We start from the raw sequence: 23,910 nt of genomic DNA on the forward strand, positions 1-23,910 counted from the left end.
TATCATATTTACTCCGGCGAATAGCTGCCTATCCTGGTATACCAGAACAGGAGGAAATATGATGTCTGTTGCATATGACTTTGCGCATTCGCAGGCCACCGAATTCATGGCCCGGCCGCAGCATCTGCTCATCGACGGCCGCCGCGTCCCCGCCAGCTCCGGCCGGACCTTCAAATCCCTCAATCCCGCCACCGGGCAGGTCATCGCCGTCGTGGCCGAAGGTAACGAGGCCGATGTCGAGCATGCGGTCGCCGCCGCGCGGCGGGCCTTCGAAGGCCCGTGGCGCACGATGCGGGCGTCGGAGCGCGGCCAGATCCTGCTGCGCTGGGCGGACCTGCTCAAGCAGCACTCGGAGGAAATCATCGAGCTCGAGTCGATCGATGCCGGCAAGCCGATCTCCGCGACCGCGCGCCAGGACTTTCCGGCCGCGGTCGATACGCTGATCTATTACGCCGGCTGGGCCGACAAGATCAGCGGCGACGTCGTGCCGGTGCGTGACGATGCATTGACTTATACCGTGCGCGAGCCGGTCGGCGTGGTCGCGGCAATCGTGCCGTGGAATTTTCCGCTGATGATCGGCATGTGGAAGCTCGCGCCGGCGCTGGCCTGCGGCTGCACCATCGTGATGAAGCCGGCCGAGCTGACCTCGCTGTCGGCGCTGCGCATCGCCGAGCTCGCACTCGAAGCCGGTCTGCCGGCGGGCGTCTTCAACGTCGTCACGGGTCCGGGCCGGGTCGTCGGCGACGCGCTGGTCAATCACCCCGACGTGGACAAGGTGACCTTCACCGGCTCGCCCGGCGTCGGCCGTGGAATCATGAAAGGCGCGGCGAGCAACTTCAAGCGCGTCTCGCTCGAGCTCGGCGGCAAGTCGGCCAACGTCATCTTTGACGATGCCGATCTCGAAGCGGCGTCCAAGGCTGCGGCCTCAGGCATCTTCTTCAATGCCGGCCAGGTCTGCTCGGCCGGCTCCCGCGTACTGGTGCAGGAGAAGGCCTATGACGAAGTCGTGGAGCGGCTGGCTGCGCGCGCAAAGTCGCTCAGGATCGGCGATCCGCTCGATCGCAAGACGGTACTCGGTCCTGTCATCTCCGAGAAGCAGATGAAATTGATCCTCGACTATGTCGACATCGGCCAGAAGGAGGGCGCGACCCTCGTCACCGGCGGCGAGAAAGTCGGAGATCGCGGCTATTTCATCAGCCCCGCGGTGTTCGCAGGCGTCGCGCACGAGATGCGGATCTCGCAGGAGGAGATTTTTGGCCCCGTCGTCAGCGTCATCAAGTTCAAGGACGAGGCCGACGCGCTCAGGATCGCCAACGGCACGGCCTACAGCCTCGCCGCCGGGGTCTGGAGCCGCGACATCGGCAAGCTCCAGCGCTTCGCCAGGCGGGCGCGCGCGGGCACGGTCTGGATGAACACCTATGGCTACACCGACGTGCGCCTGCCTTGGGGCGGCGAGCGCGACTCCGGCCTCGGCCGTGAGCGCGGCACCGCCGCGCTCGACAATTTCACCGAGCCCAAGGCTGTCTGGATGAATCTGGCCGTCTGATAACCTCCCGATCGGCCAATCCTGGGCCCGCCTGATCGTCCGGTCAGGCGGGCTCCCTTTTCGACATCGATAAAATTGTCTGCATTCCGCTCAGCGGCGGCAAACCCTGCGGACAAGAAGGCTGTTGCCTTAAACCTCCACTTTGGAACCGGCGTGCATCCTGCCTGCCAAAGGTTGGGGCATCAGCATGTCTGTTCTCAGGGAGATCGTTGCGGCGGTTGCGGGAGTCTACGCGCTCCTGTTCGTCTGCGACGCATTGTTCGGCGTCGGCGAGGCGCGTTTCGACGACGCCTATTACAGCGCCAGCTTCTACGCGCCGCGGCCGAAGGAATTCCGCTTCGCCAGCGACACGCCGCCGGCGGTCCGCGTCAGCGAGGCCTTCGCGCAGTTTGCGCCGGGCGAGGCCAAGCCGAACCGGCGCTACTCGTCTCTGACGACGATCATCCGCTAATTCACGCCGCCCGTGCCGGTGGCCCCGCGGCTTCCAGCTCGGCCACTTCCGCGTCGGTGAAGACGCGGCTGCGGGTGAGAAACCGCACGCCCTCCGGCGCCTCAGCCGAAAATCCGGAGCCGCGGCCGGGCACGACGTCGATGATAAGCTGGGTGTGCTGCCAATATTCGAACTGGGCGGCGCCGATATAGAATTCGCTATCGGCGATCTTGCCCAGCAGAACGTCCTGCGGGCCGACGCGGAAATCCCCGACTGGATAACACATTGGCGCCGAACCGTCGCAGCAGCCGCCGGATTGGTGAAACATCAAGGCGCCGTGCTGGCCCTTGAGACGTTCGACGATTTCGGCCGCCTTGGGCGTGATCTCGACCCGATTGATCATGATTTGTATCCCACAAAAAGACGGCGCAGACGTGGACGAGCCACGCCTGCGCCCAGAGGCGGCGAACGATCAGAAGAACCCGAGCGCCTTGGTCGAGTAGCTGACCAGGACGTTCTTGGTCTGCTGGTAATGATCCAGCATCATCTTGTGGGTCTCACGCCCGATGCCCGACTGCTTGTAGCCGCCGAACGCCGCATGCGCGGGGTAGGCGTGGTAGCAATTGGTCCAGACCCGGCCGGCCTGGATGGCCCGGCCGAAGCGATAGGCGCGGTTGCCGTTGCGGGTCCAGACGCCGGCACCAAGGCCGTAGAGCGTGTCGTTGGCGATCGCGAGCGCGTCCTCCTCGTTCTTGAACTTTGCGACCGAGACGACCGGCCCAAAGATCTCCTCCTGGAACACGCGCATCTTGTTGTGGCCTTCGAAGATGGTCGGCTCGACGTAATAGCCCTCGGCGAGCTCACCCTCCATCGACGCACGCTTGCCGCCGGTCAGCACCTTCGCGCCTTCCTGCTTGCCGATGTCGAGGTAGGACAGGATCTTCTCCAACTGGTCGTTCGAGGCCTGCGCGCCGATCATGGTCGAGGCATCGAGCGGGTGACCCTGCTTGATCTTCTTGGTCCGCGCGACCGCCATCTCCATGAACTTGTCGTAGATCGATTCCTGCACCAGCACGCGGCTCGGGCAGGTGCAGACCTCGCCCTGGTTGAGCGCGAACATCGCAAAGCCTTCCAATGCCTTGTCGAGGAAGTCGTCGTCGGTCTCGGCGACGTCGGCGAAGAAGATGTTCGGCGATTTTCCACCGAGCTCCAGCGTCACCGGAATGAGATTGTCGGACGCATATTGCATGATCATGCGGCCCGTCGTGGTCTCGCCGGTGAAGGCGATCTTTGCGATCCGCTTGTTCTGCGCCAGCGGCTTGCCGGCCTCGATGCCAAAGCCGTTGACGACGTTGATGACGCCGGGCGGCAGGATGTCCGCGATCAGCTCCATCACGGCGAGGATGCCGAGCGGCGTCTGCTCGGCGGGCTTGAGCACCACGCAATTGCCGGCGGCCAGCGCCGGCGCGAGCTTCAACGTCGCCATCAGGATCGGAAAATTCCAGGGAATGATCTGGCCGACGACGCCGAGCGGCTCATGATAGTGATAGGCGACGGTGTCGTGATCGATCTCGGAGATGCCGCCTTCCTGGGCGCGCACCACGCTTGCAAAATAACGCCAGTGGTCGACCACCAGCGGCATGTCGGCATGCGTGGTCTCGCGGATCGGCTTGCCGTTGTCGAACGTCTCGATCAGCGCCAGCAGGTCGAGATTGGATTCGAGCTTGTCGGCGATCTTGTTGAGGATGCGCGAGCGCTCCTGCACCGACGTCTTGCCCCAGGATTCCTTTGCCTTGTGAGCGGCGTCGAGCGCGAGCTCAATGTCCGCGGCGGTCGAGCGGGGCACCGAGCAGAGCTTCTTGCCGGTGATCGGGCTTGGATTGTCAAAATACTTGCCTTCGACGGGAGCAACCCATTTGCCGCCGATGAAATTGTCGTAGCGTTCGCGGATGAGGAGAGTCTTCGAGACCTGGTCGAGCGCCTGCTGGAACATGGTATTTCCTCCGTGGATTGATCGGCGTTCTCTGCGCCTTGAATCATGCGGTCTCGCGCGTCGTCGAACGGACGCTCCGATCGCGGCGGAGCACCACGGCGCAAAATTAGCCAATCCGGAGCGTTCGCCGCTCCGGCAACGAGGGGAGATTTTGGATCATCCCGGCGAAACCACGCGAAGTCTGCGCCGGGCCGCATGGTTCGTCAACGCTATATACGATGAAATATGGCGCGCAGCCGCGGGACATGGACGCGCAGCGCGATTGCTGCGCTGCGCGTCCGCTGGTGCGTTACTTCGGCAGTGCAATCGGCTTCAGTGTGAAGGCGCCCGGGTCTTTGCTCTTGTTGTCACCGATGACGTAGGACAGTTTGCCTTCCGCGACCCAGCCGGTATTGCCCACCTGCGCGACCGAGACCGGCTCGGCGAGCCCGTCCTTGATCACCTCGATCCGCGCCTCGTCGCCGCTGACGGTGACCTTGTCGAGACGTCCGGCGCCCTCGATCAGCAGAAAACCGCTGCCGAATGTGCGAAGCGCATCGGCGTGGTCCAGCGCGCTTGACGGCTTCAGCTCCGTGATGGCGCCGGACTTGCCGTCCTTGGCGGCGATCCGGAACAGTTTTGCCGGGATGAAGGTCGTGACATAGACGTTGCCGTCGGAACCAACGGCGATGCCGTCGAGACCCACGCCGTCCTTGGCCGGTGCCAGCACCGGGTCCGTCGCCCAGACCTCGAGCGCGGTCGCGCCCGGCTTGAGACTGTAGACATAAGGCGCGAAGGAGTCGCTGACATAGGCTGTTCCATCGGCGCCCACCGCGATGTCGTTGCAGAAGGATTTTTCGTCCTTGAGCGGGAAGCTGCTCCTGGGCGCACCCGTTCGCAGGTCGAACGTCTTGAGGAATGCGCCTTTGCCTTCGCCGGGGCTGGGAACGCCGAGGCCGGAGAGGTCGTTTGAGCAGGCATAGAGCGTGCCGCTTGTCTCGTCGGCCAGCACCCCGAGCGTGGAGCGGCTGCCATTGGCGCCGGGCGAGACGAAGGCATCCACCTTGCCGGTCGGCGTAATCCGCGTCACGCCGCCATGGTTGAAGCTGCCGACATAGAGTGCGCCGTCACTGGTCGACGTCACGCTCTCGGGAAAACTCTTTTCGGGCAGATTGACCGGCGTGGTCTGCGCCCGGGCAAGACCGGTGGTCAGTAGGCAGGCGGTGAGGATGGCAACGGCCGCGCCGAGTGCGCGACCGGTCATGAGCGTTTCTCCCTGCGTGCGCGAGCGCGAGGCATCATTGTACTTTTTCATGATTGCGATTCCTGACGAATAAGAAGGGACTATTCTTCAGAGGCGAGCTTTGTCGGCCGTTTTGTCGCTATGGCTGGCGGTTTGTTGATCCTCCCGGGCCGCCTTGCCGCATTCGATGTATACGGATAAATATAGCGAGACGAAGGCCGACGGCCGGAATGTAAGAGGATCCCACGATGTCCCGTCATGTTGCACCGGCGCAGGGCGCCGCCGATGGTCGCTGGGAGGATGTTCAGCGCAGGTGCCTGAGCTGCAACGGGATTATCGAGAGCCTTGGCGATCAGGACCTCGACATCGGCCTCAACGCCAAGCTCGGTCTGGTCTCGGACGAGTGCGCGCTCGTCTGCAACGCGTGCACCGCAAAATTGATCGAGATGCGTCCGGCAGGCGGGAAGGCCGTCACGCGGCGCAGATAAGATCGCGATCAAAGCAGTTTGACAGGAACGAGGATAACGAGTGAAGCAAGAGCAGGCAGAGCTTTCAGCGCGGCGTATGGCGCTGGTCGAGGCCGAGAAACGTGCAGAGACCCTCTTCGACGAGATCGAACGGCGACACCTGATCCGGCCGGGCCGCACCGAGCGCGAGATCGAGCAGGAGATCTATACGATCGCCCTTGAGCAATTCGGCGTCGAGAAGCACTGGCACAAGCGTATCGTGAGGGCGCGCGAGAACACGCTGACACTGGCCGCCGACAATCCGCCGATCCGGAATATCGAGGCCGACGACATCGTCTATGTCGACCTCGGTCCCGTCTTCGAGGATTGGGAGGCGGACCTTGGACGGACCTATGTCCTGGGCAATCATCCCGGCGGGCCGCTGGTGGAAGCGCTGCCTGTCGTGTTCGACAGGGTGCAAGCCCACTATCTCGCTTCGCCCGACATCACGGGCCAGGATTTGTACGCGTTTGCAGAGAAGGCGTCCGAACAGGCTGGCTGGCGTTTTGGCGGCGCCATCGCGGGCCATCTCGTCAGCGAGTTCGCCCATGCCCACATCCCCGGCGACAAGAACCTCAATCGCGTGCAGCCCGGGAACGACAAGCGGATGCGCGACCCCGACGAGCTCGGCCGGGAGCGGCACTGGATCTTGGAGATCCATCTCGTCGAGCCGAATGGCTCCTACGGCGGATTTTACGAGCGTCTGCTATAGTGCCGACGCATCCGGACATCGAGGTCGAATGAAACTGCTTGTCTCCGCGTTGTGTCTCGCCGTCGGCGTCGTCGCCGCCCATGCCGAGCCGGCGCGCGTCTTCGCCGCGGGAAGCCTGACGGCGCCGCTGAAGCAGGCAATCAAGGCCGCGGGCCTTGACGCCTCGCAGGTCGCCGATCCCGTGTTCGGCCCGTCGGGTGGTCTGCGCGAACGGATCGAGAAGGGCGAGGCCGTTGATCTTTACCTGTCGGCCGACACGGCGCATCCGCGCACGCTGGTGGCTCAACGGCCCCAGGCGCTGATGATCCCGTTCGCGCGCAATACGCTCTGCCTGTTCAGCCGTGAGGCGGTCGGGCTGACCGAGGCGAACGCGCTGGAGACGATGCTGGACCCCAGGATACGTCTGGCGACGTCGACGCCGATCGTCGATCCCGGCGGCGACTATGCTTTTGCGGTGTTCAAGCGCGCGGAGAAGGTCCGGGCCGGTGCGGAGGCGGTGCTCAGCAACAAGGCGCTGAAGCTGATCGGCGGTCCGGCCGCGATCAAGCCGCTGGAAGGCCATTCGCCTGCCGCCAGCATCTTCCTCGCCGACAAGGCGGATGTGCTGCTGGTCTATTGCAGCGGCCGGCAGCAGACCCTCCGCGAGGTTCCGGGATTGAAGGTCTCGCGCCTGCCGGCGGAAATCGACGTCGTCGCCACCTATGGGCTCGCATTGCTCACGGACAATCCGGCCGCCGCAAGGCTCGCGCTGTTCCTGTTGTCGGACAAGGGGCAGGACATTCTCGCCGAAAACGGTCTTGTGAAGATCGCTCCCACTGAGCGGTGATAAGAGCAGGCCCATGATCCTCTATCTATTGGCCTATCTCGGTGGCGTCCTGACCATCGTGAGTCCGTGCATCCTGCCGGTCATCCCATTCGTGCTGGCGCGCGCCGATCGGCCGTTCCTGCGGAACGGGCTGCCGATGCTGATCGGCATGTCGCTGGCCTTTGCCGTCGTCGCGACGTTGGCCTCGGTGGCGGGCGGCTGGGTCGTCTCCGCCAATCAATACGGGCGTGCAGCCGCGCTGATCCTGCTGGCCGTGTTCGGCCTGACGCTGGTGTTTCCTGAGCTGGCCGACCGCCTGATGCGGCCGCTCGTGGCGGTAGGCGCGCGCATCTCGCAATCGGCGGAGCAGCCGGGCGAGGACAGTCTTGTCGCGCCGTTCGTGCTCGGCATCGCTACGGGCTTCCTCTGGGCGCCTTGCGCAGGCCCCGTGCTCGGCCTGATCCTGACCGGCGCAGCGCTCCAGGGTGCAAATGCCGGAACGGCGTTGCTGCTTCTGGTTTACGCCGCGGGAGCGGCGACCTCGCTGGCGCTGGCCCTGCTGGTCGGCGGGCGGGTCTTTGCCGCGATGAAGCGATCGATCGGCGCTGGTGAATGGATCAGGCGTGGCGTGGGCGTCGCCGTGCTCGCGGCTGTCGTCGCCATTTCGCTTGGTCTGGACACCGGCTTCCTCACCAACCTCTCGGTCGGCAGCACGACGTCACTTGAGCAGGCACTGCTCGACAAGCTTCGCCCGAACCAGAAGACGGTGATGACCGGCCCGTCGATGCAGGCCAAGCCCGCTGGCGAGGCCGCCTCCGGCCTGACGGTGGAAGATCTCGATCCCACGCTGGCCGGCGCGCAGGAGTGGCTGAACTCGCCTCCGCTCACGTTTGAGGCGCTCAAGGGCAAAGTCGTCCTCGTCGATTTCTGGACCTATTCCTGCATCAACTGCCTGCGCTCGATCCCCTATGTCCGTGCCTGGGCGGAGAAATATCGCGATCAGGGGCTGGTGGTGATCGGCGTGCACGCGCCCGAATTCGCTTTCGAGCGCAACGTCGCCAACGTCAAGAATGCGGTTTCGACGCTGAGGATCGGCTACCCCGTCGCGATCGACAACGACTACAAGATCTGGCGCTCGTTCGAGAACCAGTACTGGCCCGCGCACTACTTCATCGATGCCAACGGCAAGGTCCGTCACCATCATTTCGGCGAGGGCGAGTATGCGGAGTCCGAGCGCGTGATCCAGACGCTGCTCGCCGAAGCCGGCAACAGGAACGTTCCGTCCGACGTCGTCGCGGTCAAGGCCTCGGGCGCGGAGGCGGCTGCGTCCGACAGCGCCGACGTCCAGTCGCACGAGACCTATGTCGGCTATAGCCGCGGCGAAAACTTCGTCTCACCCGGCGGCGTGGTGAAGGACGAGGCCCACGCCTACGCCGCCGGCGAGCCGCAGCTCAACGACTGGTCGCTGACCGGCAACTGGACGGTCGGGCCCGAGCGCGGGCAACTGAATGCTCCTGATGGCAGCATCGTCTACCGCTTCCACGCCCGCGACCTGCATCTCGTGCTCGGCCCTGCAACGGAAGGCGCCAGCATTCGCTTTCGCGTCACCATCGACGGCAAGCCGCCCGGGGCCGCGCATGGCATGGACACGGACGCCGACGGCAACGGCGTGGTGACGACGCAGCGCCTCTATCAGCTCATCCGTACCCCGGACGCCGTCACCGACCACACCTTCGAAATCCGCTTCCTCGATGCCGGCCTTCAGGCTTACGCGTTCACGTTCGGCTGAGAGAGTGATCGCCGGGATGCTGCCCCGCGCGTTGCGGGAGCAGCAGCAGGCACACCAGCATAAAAGCTGCGATCACGACCGAGGCCAGCGGCCGGCTCAGCGCCAGGCCGCCGTGGTCGAGCGGCTTGTCGAGAAAGTCGCCGACGGTCGCACCCAGCGGACGCGTCAAGATGAAGGCGGCCCAGAACAGCGTGACGCGCGAGGCGCGGGTCCAGAAGTAAAGTGCAGCGATAACGGCGAGTCCGGCCGCGAAGATCAATGCGCCGCCGCGATAGCCCATATCGCCGGTATCTGCGATCCAGTCGCCGAGCGCAGTACCCAGTGTTTGCGAAAAGGTGATCGCGCCCCAATAGAAGGCCTCAACGCGCGGTGTGCTGACGCTGTTGACCGAGATCGTTCCCTCGGCGCGATACCAGAGGCCGAGCACCAGCACGAGACAAGTGAGCAGCAGCGTCGAGCCGCCGGTATAACCGATGCCAAGCGAGCGGTCGGCGAAGTCGGCCATCGTGGTGCCGAAGGTGGTCGATGCGACGATGGTGGCCCAATACAGTGCCGGATGGAATTTGCGCGCGCGGACCTGCGCCGCGACCAGGACGATCATGGCCGCGAGGAACAGGCAAGTCCCGGCCAGATAGCCCCAGTTCAGCGTCATGGTGACGGTGTCGCCGCCGGTCTCGCCGAGCGTGGTGGCGGCGATCTTGATGATCCAGAAGCCGAGCGTGACCTCGGGGACCTTGCTCTCGTTGCTGATACTGCTTTTGGTCTGATCTTCCATTGTGTCCTCGTTGATGCGTCAGCCGCGGACCGGGATCCGCGGCTGACGGGATGATGGCGCGCAGAGGCGTCAGGACTTCGCGGCGGTATCCATGGCCGCGAGCAGATCAGCGATCGCCTGCTTGCACTTCGCCGCATCCGGCGCGCCCGCGCGCAGCGCCTCCAGCGCGCGGTCGATCGCCTTGTCGACGGTGTGCCAATCGGCTGCCGCGCGCGGCTTCAATCCGGCTTCGGCCTCGTCCCATTTGGTCTCGAGGTCCTTGATCCTCGTCTTGGCGGCGGGGAGGTCGCCCTTGTCGATCAGCGCGGCGACGTCGACCACGATGCTCCGGAACGGCGTGAGATCGCCGAGCTTTGCGGTCGCGGCTTCTGCGAGCGGCACGAAGGTGAAGTGCTGGGTCGCATGCATGCGCGGCTCGCCTGTGAGGGTCGTCACGAGGCAGACGGCGACGGCGGAAATCAGTTTCATCATGTGGTTTCTCCTGGTGGAGCTCCTGCTTCGTGCAGAGAGCGGGATTTCGCGGTTGAAACTATTGCGCCGGATCGGCGCGGCGCCTGCCGTCGCCCTCGAAGGTCACCCAGGCGACGAGGCCGACGATCACGGTCAGGAAGGCGATGCTGGTCTGGATCGTGCCGAGGCCGATGCCGCCGTACTCGCGCGATTGCGAGAGCAGATCGCCGAGCGAGGCGCCGAGCGGGCGGGTAAGGATGTAGGCAAGCCAGAAGGTGAGGACGGGATTGGCGCCGAAATAATAGGCCATCATCACCGCCGCGATCAGCATGCCGAAGGCGGCGACGCCGAGCTGGAAACCGAGACCGAGTGCTTCGGTGGCAAGATCGCCTGCGGCCGTGCCGAGCGCGAAGGTGAACAGGATTGCCGTCCAGTAAAATAGCTCGCGCCGCGTCGTCACGATGCTGTGGATCGACAGCGTGCGCTCGACGCCGTACCAGACCGCAAAGGTCGCGGCGAGCGCGCAAGCGAACGCCGCTGTGCTGATGTAGAGGCTGATCTCGAGCTTGTCGGTCAGGAGATCCGTGAGCTGCGTGCCGACGATACTGACGAGAACGACGGTCAGCCAGTAGATCCAGGGCACGTAGACGCGGCGGTTCAGTTGCAGCAGCAGGGCTGCGACCAGCAGGCCGCTCATGCAGATCGCGGTCAGGCTGGCGCCGAGGCCGACATGCACCGCGAGATAGTCGGCGCCGGTCTCGCCAACCGTGGTCGAGAGAATCTTGATGGCCCAGAAGATCGCCGTGACCTCCGGAACCTTGTTCAGCATCCGTCTTGCGCCAAAACCTGAATATTGCGACACGCCCAAATCTCCCAAAGCCGAAGCGATGCGAGACCGTCGCGCAGGCGACTTAGGCCGGGCTTAGGGACGAGAATTTTCAATGCGGGGGCGGCGTTCGCCGCATTTTTGGCCTGCTGGCGCTCCCTAACTCTGCGCTAAGTCGGAACGGCCATGATTTTGACGGCCGGATGGCCGGCGGTTTCGAGGATCGAGCTTTGCGGGTACTGCTGATCGAAGACGACAGGATGGTTGGAGCCGCCGTCGAACAGGCGCTGAAGGATGCTGCTTACGCCGTCGACTGGGTGAGGGACGGCGAGTCCGCGCTGCTTGCTGCCTCAGCCGAGTCTTATGAGGTGCTGCTGCTCGATCTCGGCCTGCCGAACGCGGACGGTCGGGATATCCTGCGGCAGCTGCGCGCGAATGGCTGCAGGTGCCCGGTCATTATCGTCACCGCGCGGGATGGCGTCGATCACAGGATCGAAGGCCTAGATCTCGGCGCAGACGATTATCTGGTCAAGCCGTTCGAGATCCGCGAATTGCTGGCGCGGATGCGGGCGGTGCTTCGCCGCGAAGGCAGCGGTGCGCCCGCTGTGCTTGGCAACGGCAAGCTCAGTCTCGATCCTGCGACCCGCGAGGCTTCTCTGTGTGGCCAAACGGCCCTCCTGACCGCGCGCGAGTTCGCGCTGCTCCAGGCATTGTTGACGCGCCCCGGCACCATCCTGTCGCGAAGCGAACTCGAGCGGCAGCTGTACGGCTGGAACGAGGAGGTCGAAAGCAACGCGGTCGAATTCCTGATCCACACCATCCGAAAGAAGCTTGGTACGGAGGCGATCCGTAACGTGCGCGGGATGGGATGGATGGTGGATCGCGCGCCATGATCAACTCGCTGCGCGGCCGGCTGTTCATCAGCTTGACGACGATCGTGCTGGTGACCGGGCTCATCGGAGGCGTCTTCGCACACCGGTGGGCATTCGATGAGGCGATCGAGACGCAGGACTCCGTGCTGATCCAGATCGCGGGCCTCGTTCAGAGCGGTGGCTTCACCGGAGCTCAGGACCTCCATGGGGTCGATGAAAACTCCGAGGTCTGGCTGATGGAGCTGGGCAAGGCGCCGCAAGGCACACCCGAGGAGCGCCAGTTGTGGCGGCTTCAGGATGGGATGCGCGATGCAACGCGACAGGGAAAACCGGTCCGGGTGGTGCTGAGGACGCGATCCGATGGCAGCCGGTTTGCCGTGGCCCAGAGCACGGGGGTCAGGGATGAGATCGCGAGTGACATGGCGCTCCGCACCGTGCTTCCGATCGCCGCGCTGATCCCTTGCCTGATGCTGGTGATCGCCTTTGTCATTGCCGGATCGCTTCGACCCATGGTCCGGCTGGCGGACGAACTCAACGCACGGCGTGCGGATGACATGACGGCGTTGCCGCTTCGCGAGCTCCCAAGCGAACTGAATCCGTTCGTGTCTTCCATCAACGGCCTGTTGCAGCGCATGCACGAAATGATAGGGCAGCAGCGAAGGTTTATCGCGGATGCCGCGCACGAACTGCGCACACCGCTCACGGCGTTGAGCGTACAGGCTGAGAATCTCGATCACGTCGAACTGCCGCCGGCCGCGCGCGAGCGCCTTGCGGCGCTTCGGCAGGGCATGAGTCGCAGCAAGCATCTTCTGGAGCAGTTGCTTGCGCTGGCGCGCCACGACGCTGCGTCCACCGATTGCCGGCAATGGGAAGTCGTGGAGCTCGATCACGCGGCGAAGAGCGTCATCGCCGATCTCTTGCGGGAGGCGATCAGCCGCGGCGTCGATCTTGGTTTCGAACGGGCCGAGTCAGTTCCGGTGCGCGGCGAGCCGGTCATGCTCGCAGCCATGATCCGCAATCTTCTCGATAACGCGCTCCGTTTCACGCCGGCGGGCGGCAGGATCGATGTGGCGATTTACCGGGATGGCGCCATGGCTGTGCTTCGGATCGAGGACAATGGGCCAGGCGTGTCCCCCGACGAGATCGGCCGGATATTTGAGCCGTTCTTCCGTGGGCAGCGGCCGGAAGGCGAGGGCGTCGGTCTGGGCCTCTCGATCGTCAAGCGGATTGTCGATCGACTTGGGGGAACGATCGACGCCGCGAATATCACGGAGAGCGAACGAAGCGGATTGCGGATCGTCATCAAGCTGCCCGCGGCGGCCGCGTAATGTCACTCCCCCTGGATCCATTCCGCCACGCCGCGCCACAGCGTGTCGCGGTGCTCGGGGCGGAAGAAGCCGAAATGGCCGATCGCCTTGGCGCCGACGTCGGACGGCTTGACCGTCAGCACCTCCGGCTTGATCGCGGTGAAGCCGCTCGCGAGCAGTTCGACCGCGGGCCGCGTCGCCCAGGGATCGTCGGAGAAGCAGAGCGCGCGCAGCTCGCCCTTGAACTTTGCGAAGTTCTCCAGCGCCGGTAATTTGGAGTCGAACAGATAGCGCGGGCTGGAGACCCAGTCGGCCCATTGCAGGAAAACCCCCTTGGGCAGATCCTCGCCGATGCCGGCCCAGCCCGGCGCGTAGCCGAGCGCGTGGACGAGCGGCACGCCGACGAAATTCATGAAGGCGTAGACGCGGTATTTTTCCGGCGACGTCATCAGCCGCCAGGTCGCGGCCTGCGAGGCCACGAAGGCGGCGCGCGAAATGTCGCTGTTGTTGTCGATCAGTCCGAGCGCCTGGCCGCCGAAGGAGTGGCCGACATAGGCGAGCGGCAGGGTGGTGTAGCGCTCGCGCATCCAGCGCACCGCGGCGGTGACGTCCTGCGCGGCCCAGTCCGACATCGAGGCCTTGAAGCCGACCAGCGATTTCGGCTGGTTGTAGCCGACCATCGCCGGCTGCCGGGAATCGCCGATGCCGCGATAATCGTAGGTCAGGACCGCGCAGCCGCGATGGGCGAGGTAGGAGGCAAAGCCGCGATAGATCTTTCGCGGGACGGCGGTGGCGGAGTTGATCAGCACCGCATGGCGTTTGCTGGCGCGCGGCAGGAACAGGGTGCCTGCCAGCGGATAGCCGTCCGTCGCCGGGAAGGTGATCTCGTCGATGAAAACGTCGTTGCGCGCCGCGTCCATGGGCAGCCGATGTCCTGCCGGTTTCCTTGCCAGCCGTCAGCAAATGCGAATTCGGCTTTCCCCGCAAGGGTTTGCAGTGCGAAATGGATTTACAACTGGCGGCGGGGGACTGGGCTGTGTATAAGGCGGCCCTCGCAACCCACAGATCAGGTTGTGCTTTTTTGCTTCACGGAGAGATTGCGATGTCCGAGCGGTGGACGCCCGAGTCCTGGCGCAGCAAGCCGGTGCTACAGGTGCCCGATTATCCCGACGCCAAGGCCTTGGCCGACGTCGAGGCGCAGCTTGCGACCTTTCCGCCGCTGGTGTTCGCGGGCGAGGCGCGCAATCTGAAGAAGTCGCTGGCCCGCGTTGCGGCCGGCGAGGCCTTCCTGCTCCAGGGCGGCGACTGCGCCGAGAGCTTTGCCGAGCACGGCGCCAACAACATCCGCGATTTCTTCCGCGTGCTGCTCCAGATGGCGGTGGTGTTGACCTATGCCGGCGCGGTGCCGGTGGTGAAGGTCGGCCGCATCGCCGGCCAGTTCGCAAAACCGCGGTCGTCGCCGACCGAGAAGATGAACGGCGTCGAGCTGCCGAGCTATCGCGGCGACATCGTCAACGACATCGCCTTCACCAAGGAAGCGCGCGTGCCGGACCCGCAGCGCCAGCTGATGGCCTATCGCCAGTCGGCCGCGACGCTGAACCTGCTGCGGGCATTCGCGACCGGCGGCTTTGCTAATCTCGGCAGCGTGCATCAATGGATGCTCGGCTTCCTGAAGGACTCGCCGCAGTCCCGCCGCTACAAGGAACTGGCCGACCGCATCTCCGACGCGCTCAATTTCATGCGCGCCTGTGGTCTCGACCTCGAGAGCCATCCTGAGTTGCGCGCGACCGATTTCTACACCAGCCACGAGGCGCTGCTGCTCGGCTACGAGCAGGCCATGACCCGGGTCGATTCCACCACCGGCGACTGGTACGCGACCTCGGGCCACATGATCTGGATCGGCGACCGCACCCGCCAGCTCGATCACGGCCATGTCGAATATTTCCGCGGCATCAAGAACCCGATCGGCCTGAAGTGCGGCCCGTCGCTCAAGCCCGACGAGCTCTTGAAGCTGATCGACGTGCTCAACCCCGACAACGAGCCGGGCCGGCTGACGCTGATCAACCGCTTCGGCTCCGACAAGGTCGCCGACCATCTTCCGGGATTGATCCGCGCCGTGAAGCGCGAGGGCAGGGTTGTGGTCTGGTCGTGCGATCCCATGCACGGCAACACCATCACCTCGACGTCGGGCTACAAGACACGCCCGTTCGACCGCGTCCTGTCGGAGGTGAAGTCGTTCTTCACCATCCACGCCGCGGAAGGCACGCACGCCGGCGGCGTGCATCTGGAGATGACCGGCCAGGACGTCACCGAGTGTATCGGCGGCGCCCGCGCGATCACCGACGAGGATCTCAACGACCGCTACCACACGGTCTGCGATCCCCGCCTCAATGCCGAGCAATCGATCGACATGGCTTTCCTGATCGCGGAGCTCCTCAAGCAGGAGCGCGCCGGCAAGGCCAGGCCGATGCCGGTCGCCGCGGGGCTCTAACACCTTGCTGCGGATCTGGAAGGCGACGATCAATTCACGCAACGGTCTGGCCTTCGCGTTCCGGTCGGAGCAGGCCGTTCGCGAGGAGATTTTTGCGCTCATCCTGTCGGTGCCGCTGGCATGGTTCGTCGCCGCGACGGCGCTGCGGGCGGTTGAGCTGGTCTGTTCGGTTGCGTTCGTGCTGACGGTCGAGCTGCTCAACACCGCGATCGAGAAGCTTGCCGACCGCCTGACCATGGATCACGACAAGCAGATCGGCCGGGTCAAGGACATGGGCTCGGCCGCGGTCGGCGTTGCGCTGCTGATGGCCGGCGCGTTCTGGATCATCGCCATCATCGAGCGATTGGGGTTCCTCTGAAGCGGAGTGCGGCGCCATGACCGAACGTCTCAACGTCTTCGCGGTCACGCTCGCCCAGCTCAATCCGACCATGGGCGACATCGAGGGCAATGCCGCGAAAGTGCGTGCCGCGCGCGCGCAAGCCAAGTCCGACGGCGCCGATCTCGTGCTGTTTCCGGAATTGTTCATCGCCGGCTACCCGCCGGAAGATCTGGTGCAGAAGCCGGCGTTTCAGGACGCCTGCCGCGCCGCGATCGAGGCGCTCGCGCGCGAGACCGCCGATGGCGGCCCGGCGGTGCTGGTCGGCACGCCCTGGGTCGAGGACGGCAGGCTCCATAATGCCTGCGCGCTGCTCGATGGCGGCCGCATCGCCGCACTGCGCTTCAAGTGCAACTTGCCGAATTACGGCGTGTTCGACGAGAAGCGGCTGTTTTCGCGCGGCCCTGCCGCAGGTCCCGTGACCGTGCGCGGCGTGCGGATCGGCGTGCCGATCTGCGAGGACATCTGGCTGGAGGAGTCCGAGGATTACGAGAATGTGGTCGAGACGCTGGCCGAGACCGGCGCCGAGATCATCCTGGTGCCGAACGGCTCGCCCTATGCCCGCGACAAGAGCGATGTGCGCCTGTCGGTCGCCGTGGCGCGCGTCACCGAGAGCGGCCTGCCGCTGGTCTATCTCAACCAGGTTTGCGGTCAGGACGAGCTGGTGTTCGACGGCGCGTCCTTTGCACTCAACGGCGATCTCTCGCTCGCGGCGCAATTGCCGGCTTTCGAAGAGAGCGTCACCACATTGCGCTTCACCAGGAACGGCGACGATTGGCGCTGCGCGGGGCCGATTGCCGCGCAGCCCGAGGGCGACCACGCCGACTACGCGGCCTGCGTGCTGGGCTTGCGCGACTATGTCGCCAAGAACGGATTTCCCGGCGTTCTGCTCGGCATTTCCGGCGGCATCGACTCCGCTCTCTGCGCGGCGATCGCGGTCGATGCGCTCGGTGCCGACCAGGTGCATGGGGTGATGCTGCCTTATCGCTACACCGCAGCACACTCGATCGCGGACGCGGGCGAACTCGCCGGGCATCTCGGAATCCGCTACGAGGTGCTGCCGATCGCTGAAGCCGTGACCGGCTTCGAGACCATCCTGTCCGGCATCTTCAGGAATCTGCCGCCCGATATCACCGAGGAAAACCTGCAGGCCCGCACCCGCGGCACGTTGCTGATGGCGATCTCCAACAAGACCGGGCTGATGGTGGTGACGACCGGCAACAAGTCGGAAATGTCGGTCGGCTACGCCACGCTCTATGGCGACATGAACGGCGGCTTCAATCCGATCAAGGACATCTACAAGACGCAGGTGTTTCGGTTGGCCGCGCTGCGCAACCACTGGAAGCCCGACGGCGCGCTCGGGCCTGCGGGCGAGGTCATTCCGCCCGATATCATCACGCGCCCGCCGACGGCGGAGCTGCGCGAAAACCAGACCGATCAGGATTCATTGCCGCCTTATGACGTGCTCGATGCCATCCTGGAGCGTCTGATCGAGCGCGAGGAGTCGCTCGACAAGATCATCGCCGCCGGCTTCGACCGCGAGACGGTCGTCCGCATCGATCATCTGCTCAACGTCGCCGAATACAAGCGCCGCCAGGCCGCGCCGGGCGTGAAGGTGACGGCCAGGAATTTCGGCCGCGACCGCCGCTATCCCATCACCAACCGCTTTCGCGACAAGGGCGAGCCGTCGCCCGCCGCGGACGAGACGCTGGTCTCGCGCGGCAGCACGGCGTCGATCGACGCGTTCGAGGGCTGAACTTCAGCTCGAACGACAGCGGGCCCTATGACGGGGTTGCGAAGAACATCACCCGCAGGAAGTGCGTGTATTCGGATTCGAGCACCATGATTGTCACAAACACCATGACCGCGATTGGTGGCAGCAGGATCGCATAGGCGAGGGCCAGCCGCTCCCAGGCCATGTGCATGAAGACGGCGACGATCAGGCCGGCCTTCAGCACCATGAACACCAGGATCAGCGACCACCTGAGGTAGCCGTGCAGGCCAAAGTAGTCGACGAGGTAGGAGCACGTGCTGAGGACGAACAGCCAGCCCCAGACCACGAGGTAGAGCTTGATCGGGTGCTGTTGCCCCTTGGCGTGCACGGCTGCTGTTGCGACTGCGCCGTGCGCCGGAGCGTGGAGCTGGCCTTCCATGTGTACCGCCGCGTTTGTCATGCGTCGACCTCACCAAAGATAGAACAATGCAAAGATGAACACCCACACGAGATCGACGAAGTGCCAGTACAGGCCCGTGATCTCGACGATCTCGTAATAGCCCTTGCGGCTTGTGAAGAAGCCGCGCCTCTCGACGTCGAAGTCTCCACGCCAGACCTTTCGCGCGATCGCGATCAGGAAGATCACGCCGATCGTCACGTGGGTGCCGTGGAAACCCGTGATCATGAAAAAGCTTGAGCCAAACTGCGCCGCGCCCCATGGATTGCCCCAGGGGCGAACGCCCTCCATGATCAGCTTGGTCCATTCGAACGCCTGCATTCCGACGAATGTTGCGCCGAAGGCCGCCGTGACCAGCATCAGGATTGCGGTTCTGACGCGATCCTTGCGGTAGCCGAAATTGACGGCCATCGCCATTGTTCCGCTGCTGCTGATCAGGACGAAGGTCATGATGGCGATCAGGATCAGGGGGATGTGGTGGCCCCCGATATTGAGGGCGAAGACTTCGCTGGGATTCGGCCACGGCACGGTCGTCGACATGCGTGCCGTCATGTAGGAGAGCAGGAAGCAACTGAAGATGAAGGTGTCGCTGAGGAGGAAGATCCACATCATGGCCTTGCCCCAGGACACGTTCTTGAAGGCGCGCTGATCGGACGCCCAGTCGGCGGCGATGCCGCGCCAGCCTTCAAGCCGCGCAGGCGATTGGCCCGAATGTGTCAGCACGGTTTCAGCCATCTGGTCTCGCCTCCCTAGCTCAGCAATTGACGGCAGATGTTGACGAAATCGTCGGTCCAGCCCGTGAGAAGACCGAGCAGCACAAGCCAGACCAGCAGCAGGAAGTGCCAGTAGATGGCGCACAGCTCCACGCTCAAGCGCATCTCGGCGATCTCGGCGCCGCGCCACACCTTGGCCGAGGTTCGCCCGAGGGCCACCAGGCCGCCCGTCAGATGCAGCCCGTGGACCGCGGTCAACAGGTAGAAGAAGGAATTGGCCGGATTGGACGCCACGAAATATCCGGCAGCCCCGAGCCGTTGCCAGGCCAGGAGCTGTCCGGCGAGGAAGATCACGGCAGATGCTCCGCCGACGAGCAGACCGATCTTGACGCTCTCGGTATCGTGTCGCCCGGCAGCCACGTACGACCATTGCAGCGCGACACTGCTCAGGACCAGGACGCCCGTGTTGACCCACAGCAGCCGCGGTACCGGTACCGGGCGCCAGTCCACCACGCTCATGCGCATCGAGTAGGCGCTGATGAAGAGGACGAATAATGCGCTCGCGACGGCGAGAAACACGCCAAGCCCGACCTTCGCTGCGGGCCAGGTCATGCTATCGCCACCGGGGAAGTCACCGACCGAGCCTTCCTCCAGCCAGGGCTTGGCCATCAGCCGCTGCTGCGACAGCCACCATCCGGCGATCACCGCAAGCACAGCCAGGAACAGGATGATGGCGCTCACGAAGCAGCTCCCTGAACGAGCTGCGTCGCGCGCGGCGGCTGGTTCTGCGGAATGAAGTCCTCCGCGGCGCCGGGCACACTGTAGTCATAGGCCCAGCGGTAGACGACCGGGAGCTCCTTGCCCCAGTTGCCGTGCCCCGGGGGCGTCTCCGGCGTCTGCCACTCCAGCGTCGTCGCCCGCCACGGATTGCCGCCTGAGGCCTCACCCTTGAACAGGCTCCAGGCAAGATTGAACAGGAACACCATCTGGCTGAAGCCGACGGTCAAGGCCACCACGGAGATGAAGGCATTCAGCGAATGGGCCGAGGACGGAATGAACGACGTGTCGCCAAGTTCGAAATACCGGCGCGGAACCCCGAGCAGTCCCAGATAGTGCATGGGGAAGAAGATCAGGTAGGCGCCGAGGAAGGTGACCCAGAAGTGAAACTTGCCCAGGAGGTCGTTCAGCATCCGTCCCGTGACCTTGGGGTACCAATGATAGATCGCGCCGAGCACGACCATGATCGGTGCCACGCCCATCACCATGTGGAAATGCGCGACCACGAACATGGTATCCGAGAGGGGCACGTCCACGACGACGTTGCCGAGGAAGAGGCCGGTGAGCCCGCCATTCACGAAGGTGATGATGAAGCCGAGGGCGAACAGCATCGGCACCCTGAGATGAATGTCGCCGCGCCACAGGGTCAGCACCCAGTTATAGACCTTGATCGCGGTGGGGATGGCGATGATGAGCGTCGTGGTGGCGAAGAAGTACCCGAATTGCGGGAACATACCGCTCACATACATGTGGTGCGCCCACACGACGAAGCTGAGCGCACCAATCCCCACGATCGCCCAGACCATCATGCGATAACCGAAGATGTTCTTGCGCGCATGCGTGCTGATCAGATCGGAGACGATGCCGAAGGCGGGCAGGGCGACGATGTAGACCTCGGGGTGGCCGAAGAACCAGAACAGGTGCTGGAACAGCAGCGGGCTGCCGCCGCCATATTTCGACAGCTGTCCCATCTCGACGAGGGAGGGCATGAAGAAGCTGGTTCCCAGGAGACGGTCGAGCAGCAGCATGACCGAGGCAACGAAGAGTGCAGGGAATGCCAGCAACGCCATGACGGTCGCCGTGAAAATGCCCCACACCGTCAGGGGCAGGCGCATCAACGTCATGCCGCGGGTGCGCGCCTGCAGCACCGTGACCACGTAGTTGAGCCCGCCCATGGTGAAACCGATGATGAACAGGATCAGGGATGACATCATGAGAATGATGCCCCAATCCTGCCCGGGCGTTCCGGAGAGGATGGCTTGCGGCGGGTATAGCGTCCAGCCGGCGCCGGTGGGGCCGCCGGGCACGAAGAATGTCGAGGCCAGCACCAGGACTGCGAGCAGGTAGACCCAGTAGCTCAGCATGTTCACGTAAGGGAAGACCATGTCCCGGGCGCCGACCATCAGCGGGATCAGGTAGTTGCCGAAGCCGCCGAGGAACAATGCGGTGAGCAGATAGATCACCATGATCATGCCGTGCATGGTGATGAACTGGAGGTACTGGTTGGCATCGATGAAAGAGAAGGTGCCGGGGAATCCCAGTTGCAGTCGCATCAGCCACGACAGCACAAGGGCCACCAGCCCGATGGCCGAAGCCGTCAGCGAATACTGAATGGCGATCACCTTGGCGTCCTGCGAGAAGACATACCGCGTCCACCAGCTCCTTGGATGATAGAGCTCGACTTCAGGTACTTCGGCAGGCGGGATGCCTGCGATCCCATCATATGGAATATCGACCATCGAAACCTCCTCGGTCGTTTCCATCGGGGGTGGGGCGTTGGCCTCGTGCACCCGATCCATCTTCGCAGCGGCAGCTTGCTACTTGCCACCGGATTGGTACGTCGCCTTCACGACCGCTCTTGCCGGCGACAATTCGGCAAACGTCTTTTGTTGCTCCAGCCAGGCGTGATATTCACGCTCTTCGTCGACGATGACCTTGGCCCGCATCTGATAATGAGCAGCGCCACAAAGCTCCGCACATAGAACGTCGAACGTTCCGGTTCGGATCGGCGTTATCCAGAAATAGGTCACCATGCCAGGGACCATGTCCATCTTGGCGCGGAATTCGGGCACGTAGAAATCGTGCAGGACATCAACCGAGCGGAGCAGAACCTTGACCGGCTTTCCCATCTGAAGGTGCAGGTCGCCGTTCTCGATCACCACGTCGTCCTGCGCGTGTGGGTCGTCACGATTGAGTCCCATCGGATTGTCGGAAGCGATGTTGCGGACGTCGGATGTGCCCAACCGCCCATCCTTGCCCGGAAGGCGGAAGCTCCATTGCCATTGCTGGCCCATGACCTCGACCTCGGTAGCATCCGCAGGCACCGTCACGAACTGGTGCCAGACCACGAGGCCAGGCGCCAGCATGGCCGCGACTCCGACGCCGGTCCCGACGCTCAGCCACCATTCGAGCTTTTTGTTTTCCGGATTGTAGTCAGCCCGTCTTCCCTCTTTGTGGTGAAAGCGAAAGACGCAATAGGCCATGAAGGCGATGACCGCGACGAAAACGAAGCCCGTGATCCAGAACGTGATGTTGATGGTGTGGTCGATATAGGCCCAGTTCGTGGCGATCGGCGTCCACCACCACGGGCTGTAGAGGTGAAACAGCACCGAGCCGATCGCGACCAGAAGCAGTATCAGAGCGACAGCCATCCTGATCCATCCTTGCCATCGAAGGCTACGGATACGAATCCAGGGCGGAGCTCATGTCTGTCGCGATGGCGGACTTTCTCTACGCGGACATCTATGCTGACATATGCGCCATCGCGGCGCCTCTTGCCTCGCCCATTCAACCGGTCGCGATGTTCAAGAGGAAGACCGCGACCGCTGGGGGCGTCCAGACTTTTAAAATGATCCCCCGCGAACCCGGCGTCAATAGCATGTCAACACGCTTAGGCGGCGTGGGCGATCGATGTTGCCGTGCGAGCTGGCGAGCGTCGGTCGCATTCTCGATGTGATGCATCGCACAAAATATGCAACGCACAATTCACCCAGCCGGGAGCGCTGGTCATTCCAGATCGCGCGCGCTAAGCTCGGGGCGCAGGTCGCGACGGGTTTCGTCCGGCTAAGCTCCTTCCTCGTTGAGCCTGGAACTGCCGTACTCGGCTCGATCGCGTCTCCCGCACATAAGGGCGGATACGCGCGGCCGGAAAGCGCGCCGTTTGCCGCCGCGACTTTCAGCAGAGGAGGGTGTGTCCATGGCCACTCTTTATTCCGACAACATCGTAAAGCGGCACCTGTTCGGCGAAGCGGCCTCCTATCCCATTCGCAAGATCGGCTGGTCCGACCTGACAGAGGCGCTGCGCCTGGGTTGGGAGGATTTCCAGGCGATGCCGAGCCACGCGATCGTCGTGTGCGTGATTTATCCCGTCCTCGGTCTCGTCCTGTTCAGGATGGTTCTCGGCTATTCGGTGCTGCCGCTGCTGTTTCCGCTGGCTGCCGGCTTTGCCTTGATCGGCCCTTTTGCCGCGATCGGTCTATATGAACTCAGCCGGCGTCGCGAGCGCGGCGAGGAGGTCGATGCGTGGGATGCGATCAAGGTGCTGCGCGCACCGTCGTTCGGCGCCATGGTCGAGCTCGGCGTACTCCTGCTGGTCCTGTTCGGGGCCTGGATCGGTGTCGCGAACGCGATCTATGTCACGATCTTCGGTCACGCGGCGGCCGCAAGCATTCCCGACTTCGCAACGCGGGTGCTGACGACACCGGAAGGCTGGTCGCTCATCATCGTCGGTTGCGGTTGTGGCTTCCTGTTTGCGGTTGTGGCCTTGTGCGTCAGCGTCGTGTCGTTTCCGTTGATGCTTGACCGGCACGCGACTGCGATCGACGCGATCCGCACGTCGCTCCGAGCGGTGGCGGCGAATCCGGTTGCGATGGCCGGATGGGGCGTCATCGTCGCGGCACTGCTCGTGATCGGCTCGTTGCCGTTCTTCGTCGGTCTCGCTGTCGTCCTGCCGGTGCTCGGTCACGCCACCTGGCACCTCTATCGGCGGGTGGTCGAGCCGAATCCGAATCCTCCGGACGAGCCGCCGCCGCCTCCGAAGGGAAAGCGCTACGCAGCGGACTTTCCGGCCAATCTCTTCCCGTGGAGCCGCGAGGGTAAGCAGTAACAGTGAAACGGCCGCGCCTGGCGGCCGCCTTCGCGGGGCATGAC

General features: G+C 64.0%; 24 protein-coding genes. 12 read left to right on the top strand and 12 right to left on the bottom strand.

The features are described from left to right. The first annotated feature begins 61 nt into the window (after nt 1-61). Nucleotides 62-1,546 carry an aldehyde dehydrogenase family protein gene (locus AC5ZFO_RS06475; protein ID WP_496121865.1) on the top strand — a complete coding sequence of 495 codons (1,485 nt, stop codon included), beginning with the start codon at nt 62-64 and terminating at the stop codon, nt 1,544-1,546. Nucleotides 1,547-1,733: 187 nt separating this feature from the next. After that, nucleotides 1,734-1,997, top strand: coding sequence for a hypothetical protein (locus tag AC5ZFO_RS06480; protein WP_063983997.1), 264 nt, complete (start codon nt 1,734-1,736; stop codon nt 1,995-1,997). A 1-nt stretch (nt 1,998) separates the two neighbouring features. Here the strand turns inward: AC5ZFO_RS06480 and AC5ZFO_RS06485 are convergent, their stop codons facing one another. The 3 genes from AC5ZFO_RS06485 to AC5ZFO_RS06495 all read right to left on the bottom strand — a co-directional run bounded on the left by AC5ZFO_RS06485 (nt 1,999) and on the right by AC5ZFO_RS06495 (nt 5,263). Further along, entirely contained in the window at nt 1,999-2,379 is a 381-nt protein-coding gene (locus AC5ZFO_RS06485; protein WP_496121794.1) for a DUF779 domain-containing protein, read from the bottom strand. Nucleotides 2,380-2,448: 69 nt separating this feature from the next. Then, complete coding sequence (adh, locus tag AC5ZFO_RS06490) at nt 2,449-3,969, bottom strand: aldehyde dehydrogenase (RefSeq protein ID WP_282518256.1); 1,521 nt, start codon at nt 3,967-3,969, stop codon at nt 2,449-2,451. A gap of 289 nt (nt 3,970-4,258) precedes the next feature. Next, on the bottom strand, nt 4,259-5,263 hold the full coding sequence (locus tag AC5ZFO_RS06495) for an NHL repeat-containing protein (RefSeq protein ID WP_282518255.1): 1,005 nt from the start codon (nt 5,261-5,263) through the stop codon (nt 4,259-4,261). Between the two features lie 176 nt (nt 5,264-5,439). Here AC5ZFO_RS06495 and AC5ZFO_RS06500 point away from each other — a divergent pair, with 176 nt between their 5' ends. Genes AC5ZFO_RS06500 through AC5ZFO_RS06515 form a run of 4 tightly spaced genes read left to right on the top strand, consistent with a single transcriptional unit; the run spans nt 5,440 to nt 9,003 of the window. Beyond that, nucleotides 5,440-5,679, top strand: a complete 240-nt coding sequence (locus tag AC5ZFO_RS06500; protein WP_282518254.1) for a hypothetical protein — start codon at nt 5,440-5,442, stop codon at nt 5,677-5,679. A 40-nt stretch (nt 5,680-5,719) separates the two neighbouring features. Continuing rightward, the gene (locus tag AC5ZFO_RS06505; RefSeq protein WP_282518253.1) at nt 5,720-6,409 is read left to right on the top strand and encodes a M24 family metallopeptidase; all 690 of its coding nucleotides are present in this window, start codon (nt 5,720-5,722) and stop codon (nt 6,407-6,409) included. Nucleotides 6,410-6,437: 28 nt separating this feature from the next. Next, nucleotides 6,438-7,235, top strand: a complete 798-nt coding sequence (locus AC5ZFO_RS06510) for a substrate-binding domain-containing protein (protein WP_496121797.1) — start codon at nt 6,438-6,440, stop codon at nt 7,233-7,235. A 13-nt stretch (nt 7,236-7,248) separates the two neighbouring features. Further along, the gene (locus AC5ZFO_RS06515) at nt 7,249-9,003 is read left to right on the top strand and encodes a cytochrome c biogenesis protein DipZ (RefSeq protein WP_282518251.1); all 1,755 of its coding nucleotides are present in this window, start codon (nt 7,249-7,251) and stop codon (nt 9,001-9,003) included. On the opposite strand, the gene AC5ZFO_RS06520 is transcribed toward AC5ZFO_RS06515, so the two are convergent. The 3 genes from AC5ZFO_RS06520 to AC5ZFO_RS06530 all read right to left on the bottom strand — a co-directional run bounded on the left by AC5ZFO_RS06520 (nt 8,990) and on the right by AC5ZFO_RS06530 (nt 11,057). Then, a complete protein-coding gene (locus tag AC5ZFO_RS06520) occupies nt 8,990-9,778 on the bottom strand; it encodes a COG4705 family protein (protein ID WP_496121800.1) in 789 nt (262 codons plus the stop codon). The two genes, AC5ZFO_RS06515 and AC5ZFO_RS06520, sit on opposite strands and share 14 nt — an antisense overlap. Nucleotides 9,779-9,847: 69 nt before the next feature. Further along, on the bottom strand, nt 9,848-10,186 hold the full coding sequence (locus tag AC5ZFO_RS06525) for a hypothetical protein (protein ID WP_282518942.1): 339 nt from the start codon (nt 10,184-10,186) through the stop codon (nt 9,848-9,850). A 121-nt stretch (nt 10,187-10,307) separates the two neighbouring features. Further along, entirely contained in the window at nt 10,308-11,057 is a 750-nt protein-coding gene (locus tag AC5ZFO_RS06530; RefSeq protein ID WP_247307291.1) for a COG4705 family protein, read from the bottom strand. Between the two features lie 227 nt (nt 11,058-11,284). Between AC5ZFO_RS06530 and AC5ZFO_RS06535 the strand changes: the two genes are divergently transcribed. Next, entirely contained in the window at nt 11,285-11,947 is a 663-nt protein-coding gene (locus tag AC5ZFO_RS06535; protein WP_071917541.1) for a response regulator transcription factor, read from the top strand. Beyond that, nucleotides 11,944-13,254, top strand: a complete 1,311-nt coding sequence (locus tag AC5ZFO_RS06540) for an ATP-binding protein (RefSeq protein ID WP_282518249.1) — start codon at nt 11,944-11,946, stop codon at nt 13,252-13,254. The genes AC5ZFO_RS06535 and AC5ZFO_RS06540 overlap by 4 nt, the downstream gene beginning before the upstream one ends. 2 nt (nt 13,255-13,256) lie before the next feature. Here the strand turns inward: AC5ZFO_RS06540 and AC5ZFO_RS06545 are convergent, their stop codons facing one another. Further along, nucleotides 13,257-14,153: an alpha/beta hydrolase family protein gene (locus tag AC5ZFO_RS06545; RefSeq protein WP_282518248.1), complete on the bottom strand. Its 897-nt coding sequence runs from the start codon at nt 14,151-14,153 to the stop codon at nt 13,257-13,259. A gap of 182 nt (nt 14,154-14,335) precedes the next feature. On the opposite strand from AC5ZFO_RS06545, the gene AC5ZFO_RS06550 reads away from it, so the two are divergent. Genes AC5ZFO_RS06550 through AC5ZFO_RS06560 form a run of 3 tightly spaced genes read left to right on the top strand, consistent with a single transcriptional unit; the run spans nt 14,336 to nt 17,856 of the window. After that, nucleotides 14,336-15,724, top strand: a complete 1,389-nt coding sequence (locus AC5ZFO_RS06550) for a class II 3-deoxy-7-phosphoheptulonate synthase (RefSeq protein WP_282518247.1) — start codon at nt 14,336-14,338, stop codon at nt 15,722-15,724. 4 nt (nt 15,725-15,728) lie between these two features. Further along, the gene (locus AC5ZFO_RS06555) at nt 15,729-16,082 is read left to right on the top strand and encodes a diacylglycerol kinase (RefSeq protein ID WP_063983991.1); all 354 of its coding nucleotides are present in this window, start codon (nt 15,729-15,731) and stop codon (nt 16,080-16,082) included. Nucleotides 16,083-16,098: 16 nt separating this feature from the next. Continuing rightward, complete coding sequence (locus AC5ZFO_RS06560) at nt 16,099-17,856, top strand: NAD+ synthase (protein ID WP_282518246.1); 1,758 nt, start codon at nt 16,099-16,101, stop codon at nt 17,854-17,856. A 25-nt stretch (nt 17,857-17,881) separates the two neighbouring features. Here AC5ZFO_RS06560 and AC5ZFO_RS06565 read toward each other — a convergent pair whose 3' ends face one another. The 5 genes from AC5ZFO_RS06565 to AC5ZFO_RS06585 all read right to left on the bottom strand — a co-directional run bounded on the left by AC5ZFO_RS06565 (nt 17,882) and on the right by AC5ZFO_RS06585 (nt 22,412). Further along, nucleotides 17,882-18,274 carry a cytochrome C oxidase subunit IV family protein gene (locus tag AC5ZFO_RS06565; RefSeq protein WP_282518245.1) on the bottom strand — a complete coding sequence of 131 codons (393 nt, stop codon included), beginning with the start codon at nt 18,272-18,274 and terminating at the stop codon, nt 17,882-17,884. A gap of 9 nt (nt 18,275-18,283) precedes the next feature. Further along, on the bottom strand, nt 18,284-19,006 hold the full coding sequence (locus AC5ZFO_RS06570; protein ID WP_282518244.1) for a heme-copper oxidase subunit III family protein: 723 nt from the start codon (nt 19,004-19,006) through the stop codon (nt 18,284-18,286). Between the two features lie 14 nt (nt 19,007-19,020). Further along, nucleotides 19,021-19,725, bottom strand: coding sequence for a cytochrome c oxidase subunit 3 (locus AC5ZFO_RS06575; protein ID WP_282518243.1), 705 nt, complete (start codon nt 19,723-19,725; stop codon nt 19,021-19,023). Beyond that, nucleotides 19,722-21,500: a cbb3-type cytochrome c oxidase subunit I gene (locus AC5ZFO_RS06580; RefSeq protein WP_282518242.1), complete on the bottom strand. Its 1,779-nt coding sequence runs from the start codon at nt 21,498-21,500 to the stop codon at nt 19,722-19,724. Before AC5ZFO_RS06580 ends, AC5ZFO_RS06575 begins: the two co-directional genes overlap by 4 nt. A 78-nt stretch (nt 21,501-21,578) precedes the next feature. Then, complete coding sequence (locus AC5ZFO_RS06585; RefSeq protein WP_282518241.1) at nt 21,579-22,412, bottom strand: cytochrome c oxidase subunit II; 834 nt, start codon at nt 22,410-22,412, stop codon at nt 21,579-21,581. Between the two features lie 545 nt (nt 22,413-22,957). On the opposite strand from AC5ZFO_RS06585, the gene AC5ZFO_RS06590 reads away from it, so the two are divergent. After that, complete coding sequence (locus AC5ZFO_RS06590) at nt 22,958-23,866, top strand: DUF2189 domain-containing protein (protein ID WP_282518240.1); 909 nt, start codon at nt 22,958-22,960, stop codon at nt 23,864-23,866. The last annotated feature ends 44 nt before the right edge of the window (nt 23,867-23,910 follow it).

The sequence above is a fragment of the Bradyrhizobium sp. Unk1 genome (genome assembly GCF_059512345.1).